The organism is Bradyrhizobium sp. BRP23, from assembly GCF_020194135.1.
In the GTDB taxonomy this organism is placed as follows: domain Bacteria; phylum Pseudomonadota; class Alphaproteobacteria; order Rhizobiales; family Xanthobacteraceae; genus Bradyrhizobium; species Bradyrhizobium yuanmingense.
This window is the reverse complement of sequence record NZ_JADYVW010000009.1, coordinates 16,773-32,643: the sequence shown is the minus strand read 5'-3', so window position 1 is coordinate 32,643 and position 15,871 is coordinate 16,773. Positions and strand designations below refer to the sequence as shown.

At 63.2% G+C, this 15,871-nt stretch carries 11 protein-coding genes and 1 pseudogene; 1 reads left to right on the top strand and 11 read right to left on the bottom strand.

Annotated features, from left to right (window positions below; genetic code table 11):
• Positions 1-138: 138 nt before the first annotated feature.
• Positions 139-1,200, bottom strand: coding sequence for a branched-chain amino acid ABC transporter permease (locus tag I6F24_RS23800; RefSeq protein ID WP_225150326.1), 1,062 nt, complete (start codon positions 1,198-1,200; stop codon positions 139-141).
• Positions 1,197-1,406 (bottom strand): annotated as a pseudogene (locus I6F24_RS23795) (branched-chain amino acid ABC transporter permease); the annotation flags it as partial. The gene I6F24_RS23800 and the pseudogene I6F24_RS23795, both read right to left, overlap by 4 nt.
• Positions 1,407-1,839: 433 nt before the next feature.
• On the opposite strand from I6F24_RS23795, the gene I6F24_RS23790 reads away from it, so the two are divergent.
• A complete protein-coding gene (locus tag I6F24_RS23790; protein ID WP_036025138.1) occupies positions 1,840-3,279 on the top strand; it encodes an FAD-binding oxidoreductase in 1,440 nt (479 codons plus the stop codon).
• A gap of 166 nt (positions 3,280-3,445) precedes the next feature.
• On the opposite strand, the gene I6F24_RS23785 is transcribed toward I6F24_RS23790, so the two are convergent.
• The 9 genes from I6F24_RS23785 to I6F24_RS23745 all read right to left on the bottom strand — a co-directional run bounded on the left by I6F24_RS23785 (position 3,446) and on the right by I6F24_RS23745 (position 15,321).
• Positions 3,446-4,768: an FAD-binding oxidoreductase gene (locus I6F24_RS23785; protein ID WP_036008157.1), complete on the bottom strand. Its 1,323-nt coding sequence runs from the start codon at positions 4,766-4,768 to the stop codon at positions 3,446-3,448.
• Between the two features lie 183 nt (positions 4,769-4,951).
• Positions 4,952-6,415: an aldehyde dehydrogenase family protein gene (locus I6F24_RS23780; protein ID WP_036025137.1), complete on the bottom strand. Its 1,464-nt coding sequence runs from the start codon at positions 6,413-6,415 to the stop codon at positions 4,952-4,954.
• Positions 6,416-6,437: 22 nt separating this feature from the next.
• Positions 6,438-7,607 (bottom strand): alanine racemase, encoded by a 1,170-nt coding sequence (locus I6F24_RS23775; RefSeq protein WP_036025135.1) that lies wholly within the window; start codon positions 7,605-7,607, stop codon positions 6,438-6,440.
• A 26-nt stretch (positions 7,608-7,633) separates the two neighbouring features.
• On the bottom strand, positions 7,634-8,500 hold the full coding sequence (locus tag I6F24_RS23770) for a GNAT family N-acetyltransferase (RefSeq protein ID WP_036025133.1): 867 nt from the start codon (positions 8,498-8,500) through the stop codon (positions 7,634-7,636).
• Between the two features lie 177 nt (positions 8,501-8,677).
• Positions 8,678-9,985, bottom strand: a complete 1,308-nt coding sequence (locus I6F24_RS23765) for an FAD-binding oxidoreductase (RefSeq protein WP_225150324.1) — start codon at positions 9,983-9,985, stop codon at positions 8,678-8,680.
• A 54-nt stretch (positions 9,986-10,039) separates the two neighbouring features.
• Positions 10,040-10,918 (bottom strand): ABC transporter permease, encoded by an 879-nt coding sequence (locus tag I6F24_RS23760; protein WP_036025129.1) that lies wholly within the window; start codon positions 10,916-10,918, stop codon positions 10,040-10,042.
• A 37-nt stretch (positions 10,919-10,955) separates the two neighbouring features.
• Positions 10,956-11,906 carry an ABC transporter permease gene (locus I6F24_RS23755; RefSeq protein ID WP_036025127.1) on the bottom strand — a complete coding sequence of 317 codons (951 nt, stop codon included), beginning with the start codon at positions 11,904-11,906 and terminating at the stop codon, positions 10,956-10,958.
• 59 nt (positions 11,907-11,965) lie between these two features.
• A complete protein-coding gene (locus tag I6F24_RS23750) occupies positions 11,966-13,633 on the bottom strand; it encodes a peptide ABC transporter substrate-binding protein (RefSeq protein ID WP_036025125.1) in 1,668 nt (555 codons plus the stop codon).
• Positions 13,634-13,644: 11 nt separating this feature from the next.
• On the bottom strand, positions 13,645-15,321 hold the full coding sequence (locus tag I6F24_RS23745) for an ABC transporter ATP-binding protein (RefSeq protein ID WP_036025124.1): 1,677 nt from the start codon (positions 15,319-15,321) through the stop codon (positions 13,645-13,647).
• Positions 15,322-15,871 lie beyond the last annotated feature (550 nt).

Sequence of the window (15,871 nt, the reverse complement as noted above, 5' to 3'; positions counted from 1 at the left end):
GAAACATCCAACTGCAAAGGCGCATGGACGCCAGAGCGCCTCCTTGCCAAAGATGGACTGGCGGCGCTTCTGAATGGACGAAGCGACCCGGCACAAGGCTGGTCATAATGGCATTGGACCGGACTGGCTGCGGCTGAGCTAGCGCTGGGTCGGGAACGGCTGCGCTGCCGCGCCCCACACGCCGTTGGGCATGAACAGCATGATCAGGATGGCGAGCGTGCCGAGCACGAGCAGATAGAGACTGCCAAACTGGGCGAGATAGGTGACGAGCCCCCACAGCAGGAGCACGCCGACCATCGGACCTTCGATGGTGCGTACCCCGCCGATCACGACGATGAAGATGACATAGGCGGTCCAGTCGGTGACGCTGAAGGCCGCATCAGGCGAAATACGCGCCTTCTGCAAATAAACCACGGCCCCGATCATGCCGGTGGCGAAGGCGACCGCGATCCACAGCACGTGGCGAGTCCGCGCGGTGCGGACGCCGACGCTGCGCGCCGCCGCTGCGTTGTCACGGCTTGCAGCCAGCGCAAGGCCGTGGTGCGAGCGCATGAAGGCGTAGATGCCGAGCGTGACCAGCACGACGAGCAGCAGTGCCAGCCAGTAGACCAGCACGTCACGCGCGGCCGCCGGGCGCAGGCCAAGCAGCGCCTGCACCGCCTTCAGCCCGACCATCTGCGACAGCTCGCTCGGCGAGATCGACATCCCGGTGCCGCCGCCGAGCGACTTGAACTGGGCGCAGATCAGCCGCAGCGCTTCGGCAGCGACCCAGCTGCCGATCGCGAAATATGGCCCCTCCAACCGGAACAGCAGCGGCCCGAGCACCGCCGCGACCAGCGCCGCGAACAGTCCGGCCAGCGGGATCGCCGCAACCGGATCGAGCCCGGCCATCACGATGCCGGCAAACAGCGCATAGGCGCCGAGCCCGACAAACGCCTGCTGCCCGACCGATACCAGCCCGCCCCACCCGGCCAGCACGTTCCAGAGCTGTGCCAAGGTCAGCATGGTGAAGACGAAGATCAGATCCTGGATCAGGTTGCGCGAGGCGATCGCTGGCAGCGCGGCCAGCGCCACGATCAGCGCGATGCCGGCCACGGCCGCGACGCGCGACAGCCGTGTGCCGACCCGAACCTGCCACACCGGCGCGTCCACCGGGCGCGGCTCGCGGCTTGCCGGAATATGGATGCTTTCGGCGCTCATGTCCGCCTCGCCGGGAACAGCCCGCGCGGCCGCACCATCAGCACGGCGAGGAAAGCGAGATGGCCGGCCAGGATCTGCCATTCCGGATTGATCCGCCCTCCGATCGCCTGCGCCAGCCCGAGCACGATGCCGCCCGCCAGCGTCCCCCACAGGCTGCCGAGCCCGCCGATGATCACCGCCTCGAATGCGTAGAGCAGCCGCGCCGGTCTTCAAGAGAATTTTTCCAACTGGGCCAAAATTCCACCATTAGAGATCAATGACTTACAGCGAAATATCTACGCGGAGGGCACCTGACGGTTTGGGGACACGCGACAAGAGATTGTCGGGGAATCCCCTCTAGCAATTTAAATAGGTTGGCAGTCGTTTCCAAATGAGACCAGCTCTCGCCGGAGCAACAGTCTCGGGCAAGGCGCGCGAAAGGAGTATTTGGGAGCGGACACCACGGTCACCCCTAGCTTGCGGGCAGCAGTCAATAGGAAGGGTCGGCTACCTAGGTCGGCTACCTAAAAAAGCAGCACCTTCCTGGCACTGCCGACAACCGCGGCATTTCAGCATTGGCTTCTTCGAAAGCAGCACCGAACGGCAGGCAATCCCGTACAAGCGCGCAAAGATGGTTCAGCGCCAATCGGGAGCTGAGACATGTCCCAGTCAGTACACGTCCGACCTTTTCGTGACCTCCTCGACAGCGGGGGCGTCGTTGAGGACCCGGAGCGGATCGCCACCTACACAATGGATCAACGTCAGCTTTTCACGGGTTCGACGTTTGCCGTGCTGAAGCCGGCGACGACACAGCAAGTCGCCGATATCGTACGGCTGGCGGCGCACTACGGGATCGGAATCGTTCCGCAAGGCGGCAACACCAGCTATTGCGGCGGCGCTACGCCGGACGCGTCCGGACGCCAGGTTATCGTGAGCCTCGAGCGGATGGACAGGATCCGCGAAATCGATCCCGTCTCCATGAGCATCTCTGTGGATGCCGGCGCCATCCTGAAGAACGTCCAGGACGCCGCGGCGGCTGCGGGCCTTCTGTTGCCGCTCAGCCTCGGCGCGGAAGCCAGTTGCCGGATCGGCGGCAATATCGGCACGAACGCCGGCGGGCTGTCGGTCGTGAGGTACGGGATGACGCGCGATCTGCTGCTCGGAATCGAGGCGGTGCTGGCGGACGGCACGGTGGTCTCCGACATGCGCAAGTTGCGGAAGAACAATACCGGCTACGACGTCAAGCAGTGCTTCGTCGGAAGCGAGGGGACTCTCGGCATCGTCACGGGCGCAGTGTTGCGTCTCGCGCCCTTGCCGACCCGCCGCGCGACTGCCTGGCTGAAGCTCGCGAAGGACGCTCCAATCGCCGAGCTTCTCACGCTGATCCGCCGCGAATCGGCGGATCTTCTGACCACGTTCGAATTCATGACATCCCGATCGATTACGCTCGCGACCGAAGCAATAACTGACCCGCCCTCCCTCGGCGCGGGCCCCGGAGGCGCCGTTCTCGTCGAGTTCGCCTCTGCCTCACGCCATCTCGATCTCGACGAACTGATGGAAGCCGTTCTGGCCGAGGCGATCGAGACCGGCTGCGTCGATGACGCATTGCTGGCGCAGAGCGGATCGCAGCGAACCGCGATGTGGCGGCTCCGGGAGACCATCCCCGAAGGCGAGAAGCGCCGGAACGGATCGGTGAAGCACGACATCTCGGTACCGCTTTCCTCCATTCAGCGCTTTCTGGACCTGGCCGGCTCGCAGGTACGATCGTATGACGCCGACCTTGAACTGTCCGTCTACGGCCATGTCGGCGACGGCAATCTGCACTACAACGTGCTCGTTCCTCGCGATGTCGACCGGCTGGAATTCACCAAGCGGATCGAAAGCAGCCTTTCGTTGCAACTCTACAACACGGCCGCCGCGCTCGGCGGCACGTTCAGCGCGGAGCATGGCGTCGGTCGCTTCAAGAAGCACCTTCTAGACCGGTACAGCGATCCTGGGCGTATCGCGGCCATGCGCCGGATCAAGACCGCCTTTGATCCGGCGGACATCATGAACGCCGGCGCGATCGTTTGCCCAATGGGAGGGAAGTCTGCCAGTTGAACCATCAGCCGGCGTGCCGATGCTTCCGAACGGCGGGGCTTCGGCCGATGCACCCCGATCAGCCAAATCCTCTCGTGCATAAAGAAAGAGCCACTCCGAAGGAGTGGCTCAAGTTGGGGAGGAAACGCTCCTTGGGGACTGCAGGGCCTGATTTCCGGCTCGATCTTCAGATGGCGGCTATGTCCAGCCTCGAGCCGTCGGTCAGACGCGACAGCCGGAACGGTGCGGGATCGACGCAAGGCGTGTCGTTGACGACAAGCTCTGCGGCCAGATAGCCGAGCCCCGGGCCCAAACCGAAGCCGTGACCCGAGCAGCCGGCCGCGAGGACGAGGCCCTTCACCCCGTCCACCTGCGACACCACGGGCACCGCGTCCGGCGTGCAATCGACGAAGCCGCCCCAGGCGCTATCGATCTGTATTTCGCCGAGTTGGGGGAAGGTTTTCCGGACACTCGCCACCACTTGGCTCACCAGCCATTTCAAGGGCGGAGGATCCAGCACGCGATTCTGCTCGAATATCCGATCGTCGTTGGTCAGCAGCGCCGCCATTGAATCCGGCCCCGAAACGAACGATTGGCCGACGCCGAGCCTGACGTTCTTCAGGCGACGCAAGAACTGCGGCATGAACTCCCGGCTGTATCGGATCGCCTGGGGCGTGATTTCGAGGTTCGCCTTGCCGCTGATCGCAAGCGTATAGCTGCCATCCAGTCGGCGCGTGATCGTGCAGTACGGTGTGGAGACCGCCTCGCCGATGTTGATTGTCGGGGTAGAACGCAGCGCGGTCTGCCGGATGCTCGCCTGGGGGAAACTGATCCCGAGCGGCCGAAGGAAGCGCGAGGACCAGGCGCCGGCGGCGCACAGCACCGCGCTGGTTCTGATGTAGCCCTTCTCCGTGTGCACGCCCGCGATCTTGCCATTGGCCAGGTCGAGCTTCCGCGCAGCGCATCCCTGGTGGATCGTGGCGCCCAGAGTTCTGGCCGCTTCGGCGATAGCCGGCGCGGCGAGCGCAGGTTCGGCCTTGCCATCCCGCTCCGAATAGGTGCCGCCGACCCATTTGTCGCGCGCTTCGGGGACGCGCTCGGCCACCTCCGCCCGACTCAGCACGCGGGTGTCGACGTCGTACTCCCTGGCGACCTCGCGCCACTTTTCCCAACCCGCGAGCACAGCCTCGTCATGGGTCGCATAGACGAGACCGCAGCGACGAAATCCAAGGTCCCGATTGACATCGCGCGTGAGTTCGTCCCACAGCCGCATGGAGAGCACCGAGAGCGGCAGTTCGCGCCGGTCGCGGTTCTGCTGGCGGCACCAACCCCAGTTTCGGCTCGATTGTTCACAGGCGACGTGGCCCTTCTCGAGCAGCGCCACGGAGAGGCCGCGCTTCGCCAGGTAATAGGCGGCCGTAGAGCCGAGGATGCCGCCGCCGACGATGACGACGTCGGCCTCGGCCGGAAGACGCTCATCGCTGTGAATGCGCTCGACGTGGGGCGACATGTTCCAACGAACCTCGGCTGCCAAGAATGCGGAAGCAAAGTTCCGATCAGCCCTTCATCGCATCGTGCGGTCGATAGAATGTGCTGAAATCATCAAGGACTTCGCAAGATGTTCGGGTTTTTAACCACTTGAGTGATACGAGCTGCTCTAGCGGGACCGAGTCCCAGTTCAGCGCAGAAGCATTCATCGGTAAAATCCGAGAACGGCCTTGGTCTCAAGATACTCCTCCATGCCCTCGATGCCGTATTCGCGACCGTTGCCGGAGCGCTTGTAGCCGCCAAAGGGAGCATTGGGGTCCCAGTCAGGATAGTTGAGATGGACTTGACCCGACTGGATCCGCCCCGCGACGGTTCGCACTGTCTCCATATCGGTGCCCTGCACGTGGGCGGCGAGCCCGTAGACGGTGTCATTGGCGATCGCGATCGCCTCGTCCACGGTGTCGTAGGGAATGATCGACAGCACCGGACCGAAGATTTCCTCCTGCGCGATCCTCATGTCGGGACGGACGTTCGAGAAGATGGTCGGCCGCGCATAGAAGCCAGTCCGAAGATCGCCGGGCCGACCTCGCCCGCCGATGACGAGCTTGGCGCCTTCTTCCAGGCCGACACCGATCATGGTCTGCACGCGCTCGAACTGCGGCCGGTTCGCAACCGGGCCATGGGTCGTGCTTTCCGCAAGGGGATCGCCGACCACCAGCTCTGAAGCGGCCTCTGCCGCCAAGGCCTCGACCTCTTTCATGTGTGAGCGAGGCACCAGCATGCGCGTCGGCGCGCTGCAGGATTGGCCGAGGTTGCGGAAGGCGGCCGCGACGCCCAGCGGAACGGCACGGCCAAAATCGGCATCAGGCAAGATGATATTCGGTGACTTGCCGCCGAGCTCCTGGGCAACGCGCTTGACGGTGGGTGCAGCCGCTTGCGCGACGAGAACGCCAGCCCGGGTCGAGCCGGTGATCGAGATCATGTCCACCTGCGGATGCGACGCCAGACGAGCGCCGACGATCGGGCCTGTTCCATTGACGAGGTTGAAGACGCCGGGCGGACAAGCGGCATCGTCCATCACCTCAGCGAAAAGCAAAGCACTCAGCGGCGACAATTCGCTCGGCTTCAACACCACCGTGCAACCAGCCGCGAGCGCCGGGCCGACCTTGGCTGTGATCTGGTAGAGAGGCCAGTTCCAGGGGGTAATGAGACCGCAGACCCCAATCGCCTCTCGCATGATCGCGGTGCTGCCGCGTGGGGTGACGAACGGATAGTTCGCAAGGTTGTCGCGTGCGACACGGATGTGCTCGGCGGCCAGCGGCACCTGGGCTCGGCGCGCATAGGTGATGGCAGCTCCCATCTCGAACGTGAGGACCTGCGCGAACAACTCCAGCCGCTGGAGAAGCAAACCATGAACCCGATCAAGCAGCGCCGCTCTTTCAGCAGGCGGTGTCGTGGACCAGCCGGCGAAGGCTCGTCTGGCAGCTGCTATGGCGCAGTCCACATCATCGTCGTCGCCAAGCGTAACCTCGGCGATCGACTGCTCCGTCGCCGGATTGACGACGGATGCTGCGGCCGCGACTGATCCGATCGGCTTCCGCCATTCTCCGTCGATGTAGAATTTTCCGAGCAAGCCGGCTTCCGTCAGGTGTCGAAGGGGCGAGGTCATTGGAAGCGATCCTTTCGACGGCCTACCAGCCGCGCATCCGGGGCCATCGCGCTTCGATCGCCTCGCTGTCCGCGGAAACGACGTTGTACAATTCGTGTTGCGACGCCGTCGCACAGGCGTGATTGGGCAGGATGCGGACCTTCGCGCCGATCGGAAGATCGGGCAAAGCGTGCGCCGACCCGGGTCTGACGGCGAGGATCCCGTGCTCCTGGCTCGCTTGGGAAACAATCAGGTCGGGAAAGACTTTGCCCGCCACGTCGCAGACCAGACCGTATCCCTGGTCGGCCGGCTGTGCCGCGGTGCCGCGGTCGCGCGACAGGGCCATCCAGCCCGCATCGACCAAAATCCAGCCCTTCTCGGGCTTCTTCCCGATCACAGTGGCGAGCACCGAGATTGCGATGTCGTCGGTCGTACAGACACCGACGCCGTGCATGACCAGATCGAAGAACATGTAGACGCCGGCCCGCATTTCCGTGACGCCGGTCAGGTCGTCGGCGAAATGCGCGGTCGGCGTCGAACCGACACTGACGACACGACATTCATGGCCGGCCGCGCGCAATGTCATCGCGGCGGCGACGGCCACGGCGCGCTCGCTCTCCGCAGCCGCGACAAGGGCCGCAGGCGTACTGAGGCCGTAGGATTCGCCGGCATGGGTGAGAACGCCGGCGATCTTGACGCCGGCCTCGGCCATGGCGGCCGCAACGACCACGAGTTTCGGATCGGTCGCGGTCAGCCCACCGCGATGACCGTCGCAGTCGATCTCGACAAGGGCGGACGGTGTCACACCGGCTGCGCGCCCGGCCGCGCCAAGCATGGCAGCCTGCTCAGGCGAGTCCAACAGCACCTTGATGTCGATGCCTGCTTTCTGCAAGCGCATCGCTCTGTCGGAGGTGTGCGGCGCCAGACCTACCGCATAGGTCATGTCCCGGAAACCGTGCTGTGCGAAATACTCCGCCTCCGCCAGGGTGGAGACAGTAATTGGCCCGGGCACGGACCGATAGACGCGCCGGGCGACGTCAATGGATTTTCCGGTTTTCATGTGGGGCCGCAGCACCACACCGCGCGCGGCCATGCGCGAGGATAGACGGGCAAGATTGCGATCCAGCCGGTCCCTGTCGAGCAGGAGGGCGGGAGTTGCCAATGCGGCCAGCGTCGCGGCGGCCTTGCCACTCTGGATATCTGTCCCGCGCATCGCCTGGCCTAGCACGTCGATGTCTCCTAGCCGAACGACTGGTTGGCAATTGCGAAGCTGCGCGCCGGACCGGTCGATTGCGCCGGCATCCCCAGGGTCATGGTGGTGGCGTCGCTGACATGCTGCAGGCCAATGCTTTCGAGCCACGGCCCGAGTTGCGATGCCGCAGACGTATCGATGCGGACGAAACGCCCACCAAGGCGTGCGAGCGCTGCCTCGATCAGCGCACGTGCATCGGTCGGGCTTTCGGCCGCAACAGGGCCAATGACATGCCCGCGACCGAAAAGCCGGGAGATGGCGTAACCGCGGGCTATGCCGTCACGGTGCAGGACATAGCCATCGGCGTTTTGGACGAGCCGATCCAGCATCCGTTGCCTTTCCCAACCGGTGGCCTCGCGATCGAGCCGCACGACTGCATCGAAATCCGATGCAGCCATTGCCCTGACGAGGTCCGAGCGCGGCGACCTGCCGGTTTCGCTTGGAATTCCCTGATGCTGGTGGATGACCCCGATCGGCACGAAGCCCCGGCGTCGGTAAAGGGCGATGCCTTCGGCTGTCGAATTCAGCGCGACCGTTCGTGGGCGCGCGGACGTCAGCAACGCGTCCATGAGTCGCGCCCCGTAGCCGCGGCCCTGAACAGCCTTCGCGACGATGATCATCCCGGCGGAAGCATGCGTGTCGCCATATGGCCACCACGCCGCCGTTCCGATCACCGCTCCGGCGCGCTCTAGGACGAAGCCACGGCCCAACTGCAGCGCGACATCCCAATCCTCGATCCGGTAGGGCCAGGACATCTCTTGCGAGAGTCTTAGCGCGCCCTCCAGATGCGATCTGGCGAATGGAAGCAGGACCACATCTTCATGGACGCGATCTTCGGCCGCTGCGGTCGTCATGATGGGGCAAGTCTCTTTCGGTTTGCCGGCCAGATCGCCAGTGCCAAGACGAGGGCTATCCGGGTGATCCTCGCATGGTCCGCAGCCTATCTTGCGCCTCACAGCATTACGTATCGGACTGGAGCCAAGTTCGGCACAGCATTTCAATGATGATGCGATTGAACGACCGATCTGCTGTCAGCGGCTGGCGCGCCACAGAGCGATGCGGTCCCGCATGCGATAGCCCTGAATGAACGCGGGCATGAACCAGCGATTGCCGCGATAGAACGGGATGAAGGCGGGAGGGCGGAAGTCAAAGGCAGTGCACGCCTGCGCGTCATGTCCCATCAGCTTGTGCGCCGCATGCATGCCGACCCATGGCGCCCAGACCACGCCTGAACCGCAGAAGCCGGTGGCATAGACGATGCCGTCCTGCTCGAAGATGCGAGGAATCATGTCGCGGTTCATGGCGACGTTGCCGAACCAGCTGTGCGAGAGGCGAACGCTCTCCAGTTCCGGAAACAGATTGACCAAGCCCTTGCGCAGAAGCAGCTTCGGAGCGATTGGATCGCCGACGCGAGAGCTGTCGCGGCCACCGAGCAGAATGCGTCTGCCGTCGGGCGAAGGCCGGTAATAGAAGCCGACCTCCCGATTCTCGGTGATCATCATCCCTTTCGGCATCAGCCGCGCCATGACGTCGGGCGCGAGCTCCTCCGTTGCAATGATCCGGCTGCGCACCGGGACCAGCCTGCGGCGCAGGAAGGGCACGGCACCATCGGTGTAGCCGTTGGTACAAACCAGCACCTGACGCGCCTGCACTGGACCGGCCGCAGTGACGACGCGGAATGCGCCATCTCTTTCGATTGAAGTTACTGGCGTCCGGGCGTGCACTGCCAATCCGGAAGTGAGCGCAACCCGCAGCAATTCGGCGTGGAATTTGGCTGGGTGCAGTCCGCCGATATCCATCCGAACCGTACCGCCGCGATAGACATCCGTGCCGATGTACTTGCGCTGCTCGGCGTAAGGAACCGCATAAGCTTCTATCCCGAGTCTCTTCGCGAGCCTTTCTGCAGTACGAGCCATGGCTTCGTATTGCTCATAGCCGAAGGCGCCCTTAAACTGCCCCACCGGCTGGAAGTCGCAGGCAAGGCCTTCCGTCTTGATGAAATCGTACAGGAACTCGCGTGCGGCCTTGCCTTCCGCCTCGATCGCCAGCGCCTTCTCTTCGCCGAAACGCTTCGTGAGCGTTGCGTAGTCCGGCCGAATGGACCCACTGGTAATTCCGCCGTTGCGCGTGGAAGCTCCCTCGCCCGGATCCATTGCGTCAAAGGCTGCAACCGAACGCCCCTCGCGCGCGAGCGTCAGACCAGCCGAAAGTCCCGCATAGCCCGCACCAACGATCAGCACGTCGAGCCTCTTGGGCAGTGGTTGCCGAGGCAGCGGCTTGAGCGGGGCGGCTTCCCACCAGTATGGCGTCGCCTTCTCGTCTACTCTGGGCGCATGCATGGCATTCGTGTCTCTTATGTCTTGTGGTGTCCAGCCGAGGCTTGGCTCGGCTGATCAGATGTGATCGTTTCGAACGTCGAGGGCATCTCGCAAGCCATCGCCGATGAAGTTGAAGCTCGTCACCGCAATCGTAATCGCGGCGCCGGGAATGATCGCGAGCCATGGAGCGCTCGCCAGATATTGCTGGGCGCCATTGAGCATGTTGCCCCAGCTCGGCAGCGGCGGCTGGATGCCGTAGCCGAGAAAGCTGATATAGGCTTCCAGAAGGATCGCACGGGCGACGGCGAGGCTTGCGGCGACGATGATTGGACCCATGGCATTGGGCAGGACCTCGCGGAACATGATGTGCCTGCGGCTCAGTCCCACCATGCGCGCAGCCTGGACAAACTCGCGCTCGCGCAGCGAGCGGACCTCGGCCTCGACGATTCTGGCGGTCTCCATCCAGCTCGTGACGGCAATGATCACGGTGATCATCACCGGGCTCGGCCGCAGCATGGCGGCCAGCGCCAAGACGAGGAAGATCGAGGGATAGGAAAGGAAGCCGTCCACCACGCGCATCAGCGCTGCCCCGACCCAACCGCCGCGATAACCCGCCGTCACACCGACCAGGGTGCCGATCAGCGTCGACAGCAGCATCGCGGAGAATCCCACCAGCAGCGACACACGCCCGGCCTCCAATAGCCGTGCAGCCAAGTCACGTCCGAGGGGATCGGTGCCGAAATAGTGGTGCCCGCTGAGAGGCGGCGCAAAGCGGGCACGCAGATCGATCTGGAGGGAGTCGTAGGGCAAGGCATAGGGGCCGATAGCGCACGCCAGCACAAGCAGGGTGATCATCGCGATGCCGACAAGCGCCAGATGATGGCGCATGAAGCGCGCCACCGCACGGCTGTGCCACCACCGAGTAGGAGCTGCGTGCACGACAATGGTGGTCATATCTGCTGCCTCCTGGTAACAGGGCGAGCCGGCGGGCTCAGCCCAGACGAATGCGCGGGTCGACGGTAGCGATGACGATGTCTGCGATCAGGTTGCCCAACACGACCAGGATGGCCGAGAATATCAACAGTCCCATCACCATCGGATAGTCACTGTAGCCGAGGCTGTCGAGAAACAGCCGCCCCATTCCCGGCCAGGTGAAGACAGTCTCGGTCACGAGTGCGCCGGTCAGAACGCTGGGCAATTGCATCCCGGCCAGGGTGATCATCGGCAACAGCGCATTGCCGACGACGTGCTTGAGCAGGATGCGTCGTTCGCTCACGCCCTTGGCGCGGGCGGTCTTAACGAAATCCTGACTTAGCGCATCGAGCGTCGCCGTGCGCATGTAGCGGCTCCAGATCGCGACATGAACCAGCGACAGCACCAGGCTCGGAAGGATCAGATGGTGCAGATAATCCAGCACCGAGCCGTCGCCGATCGTGTACATGTTCCCCGCAGGTACCCAACCGAGCTTCAGCGTAAAGATGTAGATGCCGATGAGGCCGAACCAGAAGGTCGGGACCGACAGTGCCACCATGGCACCCACCGTCGCGCAATAGTCGAACAGGGAATAGCGGTGGGTAGCACCGCGAATGCCGATCCAGGTGCCGGCCGCGATGGCCAATACGGTGGACGTGCCCATCAGCAGCAGCGTCGCCAACAGATGTCGGCCAATCACCGACAGCACCGCCGAGCCATCGCGGAAGGAGTGTCCCCAGTCGCCCCGGATCAGCCGCGAGGCCCAGTCGAGATACTGAAGCCACAGGGGCCGGTTCAGCCCAAGCTGGGCTGCGAGGCGCTCGACGTCCTTCTGGGTCATGCCGGGATCGAGCCCGAATTGCGCGAGAGGGCCGCCAGGCATGAGGTTGAGAACCGTGAAGCCGATGATCGAGACGATCACCAGCAGCACGATGCTCTGCGAGAGACGGTTGAGCAGGAAGCCGGACATGCGAGCCCTCCATTAGCGTGACAGGACCACCGGCCGCTCCTTGCAGGGCGGCCAGGACATCAGCTCGCCCAGTACCAGGCCAGCGCATTCCAGGATTCCGTGCGCGTATTGCCGTTCGGCACGAAGCCGTTGATGCCCTTCTTGAGTCCTTCGACCGCATTGCTCTGGTACAACGGAAGGAACGGCAGGTCGCGACGAACAAGTTCCTGGACGCGAGAGTAGATCGCGCGCCGGGCTTCAGGATCGAAGGTCCGCGCGCCCTTGTCGAGCAGAGCGTCGACCTCCGGATTCGCATACTGCGCATTGTTCGAGCCGCGACCACCCTTGGCTCCGATCGAACGCGAGTGAAGGCGATTGGTGACGTCCGGATCGGCACCGATCAGGTACGAGCTACCGACGATCACGGAATCGAATTGCGATTGCATCCAGAACTCGCCCCACATCACGGCGGCGGGCAGGTTCGATATCTTCATCTCCACGCCCAGCTGAGCAAACGTCTGCTGCAGGAATTGCTGCACCTGCTCGCGGAGCGGATCTCCGGAGGTGGTCGAATTGGTGAACGACAGGCGAACACCGTTCTTGGTCCGAATGCCGCCTGCTCCCGGAGCCCAGCCCGCCTCGTCGAGAATCTTGCGCGCGCGATTCAGATTGAACTGGTGCAGCGGCAGGCCGGCATTGAAGTAGAAGGACTGCCGCGGCATGAACGTCTCCGTCGGCGTCGGCACGCCGTAGTAGAGTCCCTGGATGATCGCCTCCTTGTCGATCGCCGCATAAAGCGCCTCCCGGACCGCATGCTCCTTGAACTGCGGGCGCTCGAGGTTCAGGTAGAAGGACTCGAACGAGGCCCTTGGGACCAGCGTCACCACGCGGTTCGGCAGCTTCTTGGCTTCACCATAATGATCGGGAGTGATGTAGGGCTGACCGACGAGATCGATGTCGCCGCTCTTGAACTGGGTGTAGAGGACGGTGAGATCGGGAATGTACTTGAAGACCAGCCGCTCGATATGAGGGCCTTCACCGAAGTATTCGGTGTTGGCCACGAGTTCGAGATGGTCACCGGCGACCCGCTTGCCCCACTTGAACGCGCCGGTGCCGACCGGCGCCTGGTTGAAGGCGGCATTGTTCGGATTGGCCTCTTTTTCCAGGATGTGCTTGGGCACGATGAAGGTTTCGGTCAGGAACGACAAATACGGCGCAAAGGCCTCTTCCATTCGCCACGAGATCTCCGTGGGCGAGACCACCGTGATGTCCCGCACGAGAGAATGGCCGGACGTGCGCCAACTCCGGAAGTTGGGGTTCGTGATCAGCTCGAGCGTGAACTTCACGTCCTCGGCGCTGAAAGGCTTGCCGTCGTGCCAACGGACATCGTCACGCAAACGAATGCGCCATTTGAGACCGTCTTCCGAAATGCCGCCGTTCTTCTGGCTTGGCACTTCCAATGCAAGATTGGGCTGAATGACGCCTTGAGGATCGATGCGGAAGAGTGCGTCGAAGACCGAGAAATGCACACCATCGTCGACTTCAATGTGGGCCATCAGCGGATTGAAGACGGTCGGCTCCTGCCCAAGTCCGACGATCACGCGGCCGGTTGGCTTTGCCGGAGAGGTGCGCGCGAGGGCCGGCTTGCCCAAGAGATTGGGCGCGAAGATGCCGGCGGCTCCGCCAATTGCCACCATGCGCAGGGCATCGCGCCGCGAGTAGTTCGATGTCGCAGAACGCTCGGTCATAACGTCTCTCCTTAGCTGTTGTGTCCGACGTGGCTTTCATCTTGAGGCATGCTCCCGGGCTGCTCGCCGGGGATCGCTGCCACCAGTTCTCGCGTGTAGCTGGATTTCGGGTTGAGGAAGATCTGGGACGGCGGCCCCCGTTCAACGATCTGTCCTCGATGCATGACGGCAATTTCATCGCAGATCTGGCTTGCGACGCGCAGATCATGGGTGATGAAGATCATCGAGACGCCCGTCTCGCGTTGAATCTGATCCAGCAGCCTCAAGATCTGGGCCTGGATCGATACGTCGAGCGCAGAGACCGCTTCGTCGGCGACCAGCAGCTTCGGCTTGAACATCAGCGCCCGCGCGATGCCGATGCGCTGGCGCTGCCCGCCGGAGAACTCGTGCGGATAGCGGTCGAAGGCTCCTGAATCGAGGCCGACATGGGACAGAAGCTCCCGCGCCCGCTCGGCAGCCTCGCTGTATGGCACCCCATGCGCAACGGGACCGACCGTGAGAATATGCCCGACCGTCGATCGCGGATTCAGCGAGGCAAAGGGATCCTGGAAGATCATCTGGATCCTGGGCCGCAGCGATCGAAACTCGGCCTCGGAAAGCCCGGCAATGTCACGCCCTTCGAACAGAATCGAGCCGCTGTCGCACTCCATGAGCTTGATCAGCAGCCGACCGAGCGACGACTTGCCCGAACCGCTCTCCCCGACGACGCCGAGCGTGCGGCCCGACGTGAGGTCGAAACTGACCCCATTGACCGCAGGGACGATGCGTTGCGTGCGCAAAAGCGCGCTGCCGCTGCGATAGGTTTTTGCGAGGCATTCAACCTTGAGAATGGCAACTGGGTCACCAGCTTCCAAGGGCACACGGTTTTTGCCGGTCAGGTGCGGGACGGCTGCGATCAGTCGGCGCGTATAGAGGTGGCTTGGCGACTTCAGCACCTGCTCGGCACTGCCCTGCTCCACGCAATGGCCTTTCTCCATCACCACAACGTAATCGGCGATCTCAGCCACGACGCCAAAATCGTGGGTGATGAACATGACGCTCATCCCCTTGCGGCGCTGAATGTCGCGGATCAATTTGAGGATCTGCGCCTGGGTCGTCACGTCCAGGGCGGTGGTCGGCTCGTCTGCAATCAGGATCGCGGGCTCGAGAGCCAGAGCCATGGCGATCATCACGCGCTGCCGCTGTCCACCCGAAAGCCGGAATGGATATTGATGATACATAAGCTGCGGATCGGGCAGACCCACTTCAATCAACAGATCAATCGCCCTGCTGCGACGGGAGGCCGGCGTTCCGACGTCGTGCGCAGCCATCACCTCTTCGATCTGCGCGCCCACGGTCATCAGCGGGTTGAGCGCCGAGAGAGGGTCTTGAAAGATCATTGAAACGATGCGGCCGCGCAGGCTGCGGAGCTTGTCGGGCGAGAGGCCCACCATGTTCTCCCCATCCAGGTGGATCGCACCCGAAGAGACCCGGATCGCTTTCGGTAGAAGCCCCATGATCGCATTCGCGGTGACCGACTTGCCCGATCCGGATTCCCCGATGATACAGAGAATCTGCCCGCGTTTCAGATCGAAGGAGATATTCTCGACGGCGTAGGCTCGCTCCATTCCTTCCGGCAGACTCACGGTCAGCTCGCGCACCGACAGCGCGACATCGACGGGGCTTGCCACCTGGATGCCAGAGGCCATGAAAGCATCCTCCTTTTTCAAGCCGGTGCCGTCATCTTGCTGCGGCCGGCGCCTTCGGCTCCTTGCGCCTCCACGCTCCTTGGACAGGTCGATAATTCGCCGCTCAACTTGCCATTCCTTCGTTGGAGGCTGCGACATGATTCAGGCCTCTTCGCGCAAGAAGCAAGAGCTGTTGCTTAGAGCGCAGCACCGACCTAATTGGCCAGCTCGATCGAAGCGAAGCTCAGTTGGCATCCACGTCATGGCTTGATCGCTTCCGCGAAGGCCTGCTCCTGGACAAGGCTCATGCAAGTTGCCTCTTTGGACTTCGACCATCGATCGGTTGGTTCTGCCGATCTTGACGATGTCGATCACCGCAGAGTCGCCGAAAGCCGGCATCGAAGCAGCAGGAACTTCTGAAAACGAAGTCCGATTTGGCATTTCAGTCTGCGCCGCGAGACCCGCCGTGGCGCCCAGCCAGGAGGGAGCGCAATGGATTGCGCGAGCGCGTGCGTCTGGCTGGCCGCCTGCAAGCTGCGATGCAAGCAAAGTATTTTCGCAATAATAGCCT

What these genes read in the sequence shown, in the direction of transcription:
- I6F24_RS23800 (WP_225150326.1), bottom strand. Translation starts at nt 1,200, where the DNA reads ATGAGCGCCGAAAGCATCCATATTCCGGCAAGCCGCGAGCCGCGCCCG.
- I6F24_RS23765 (WP_225150324.1), bottom strand. Translation starts at nt 9,985, where the DNA reads ATGCATGCGCCCAGAGTAGACGAGAAGGCGACGCCATACTGGTGGGAA.
- I6F24_RS23775 (WP_036025135.1), bottom strand. Translation starts at nt 7,607, where the DNA reads ATGCGCGGGACAGATATCCAGAGTGGCAAGGCCGCCGCGACGCTGGCC.
- I6F24_RS23785 (WP_036008157.1), bottom strand. Translation starts at nt 4,768, where the DNA reads ATGTCGCCCCACGTCGAGCGCATTCACAGCGATGAGCGTCTTCCGGCC.
- I6F24_RS23780 (WP_036025137.1), bottom strand. Translation starts at nt 6,415, where the DNA reads ATGACCTCGCCCCTTCGACACCTGACGGAAGCCGGCTTGCTCGGAAAA.
- I6F24_RS23745 (WP_036025124.1), bottom strand. Translation starts at nt 15,321, where the DNA reads ATGGCCTCTGGCATCCAGGTGGCAAGCCCCGTCGATGTCGCGCTGTCG.
- I6F24_RS23755 (WP_036025127.1), bottom strand. Translation starts at nt 11,906, where the DNA reads ATGTCCGGCTTCCTGCTCAACCGTCTCTCGCAGAGCATCGTGCTGCTG.
- I6F24_RS23790 (WP_036025138.1), top strand. Translation starts at nt 1,840, where the DNA reads ATGTCCCAGTCAGTACACGTCCGACCTTTTCGTGACCTCCTCGACAGC.
- I6F24_RS23750 (WP_036025125.1), bottom strand. Translation starts at nt 13,633, where the DNA reads ATGACCGAGCGTTCTGCGACATCGAACTACTCGCGGCGCGATGCCCTG.
- I6F24_RS23770 (WP_036025133.1), bottom strand. Translation starts at nt 8,500, where the DNA reads ATGACGACCGCAGCGGCCGAAGATCGCGTCCATGAAGATGTGGTCCTG.
- I6F24_RS23760 (WP_036025129.1), bottom strand. Translation starts at nt 10,918, where the DNA reads ATGACCACCATTGTCGTGCACGCAGCTCCTACTCGGTGGTGGCACAGC.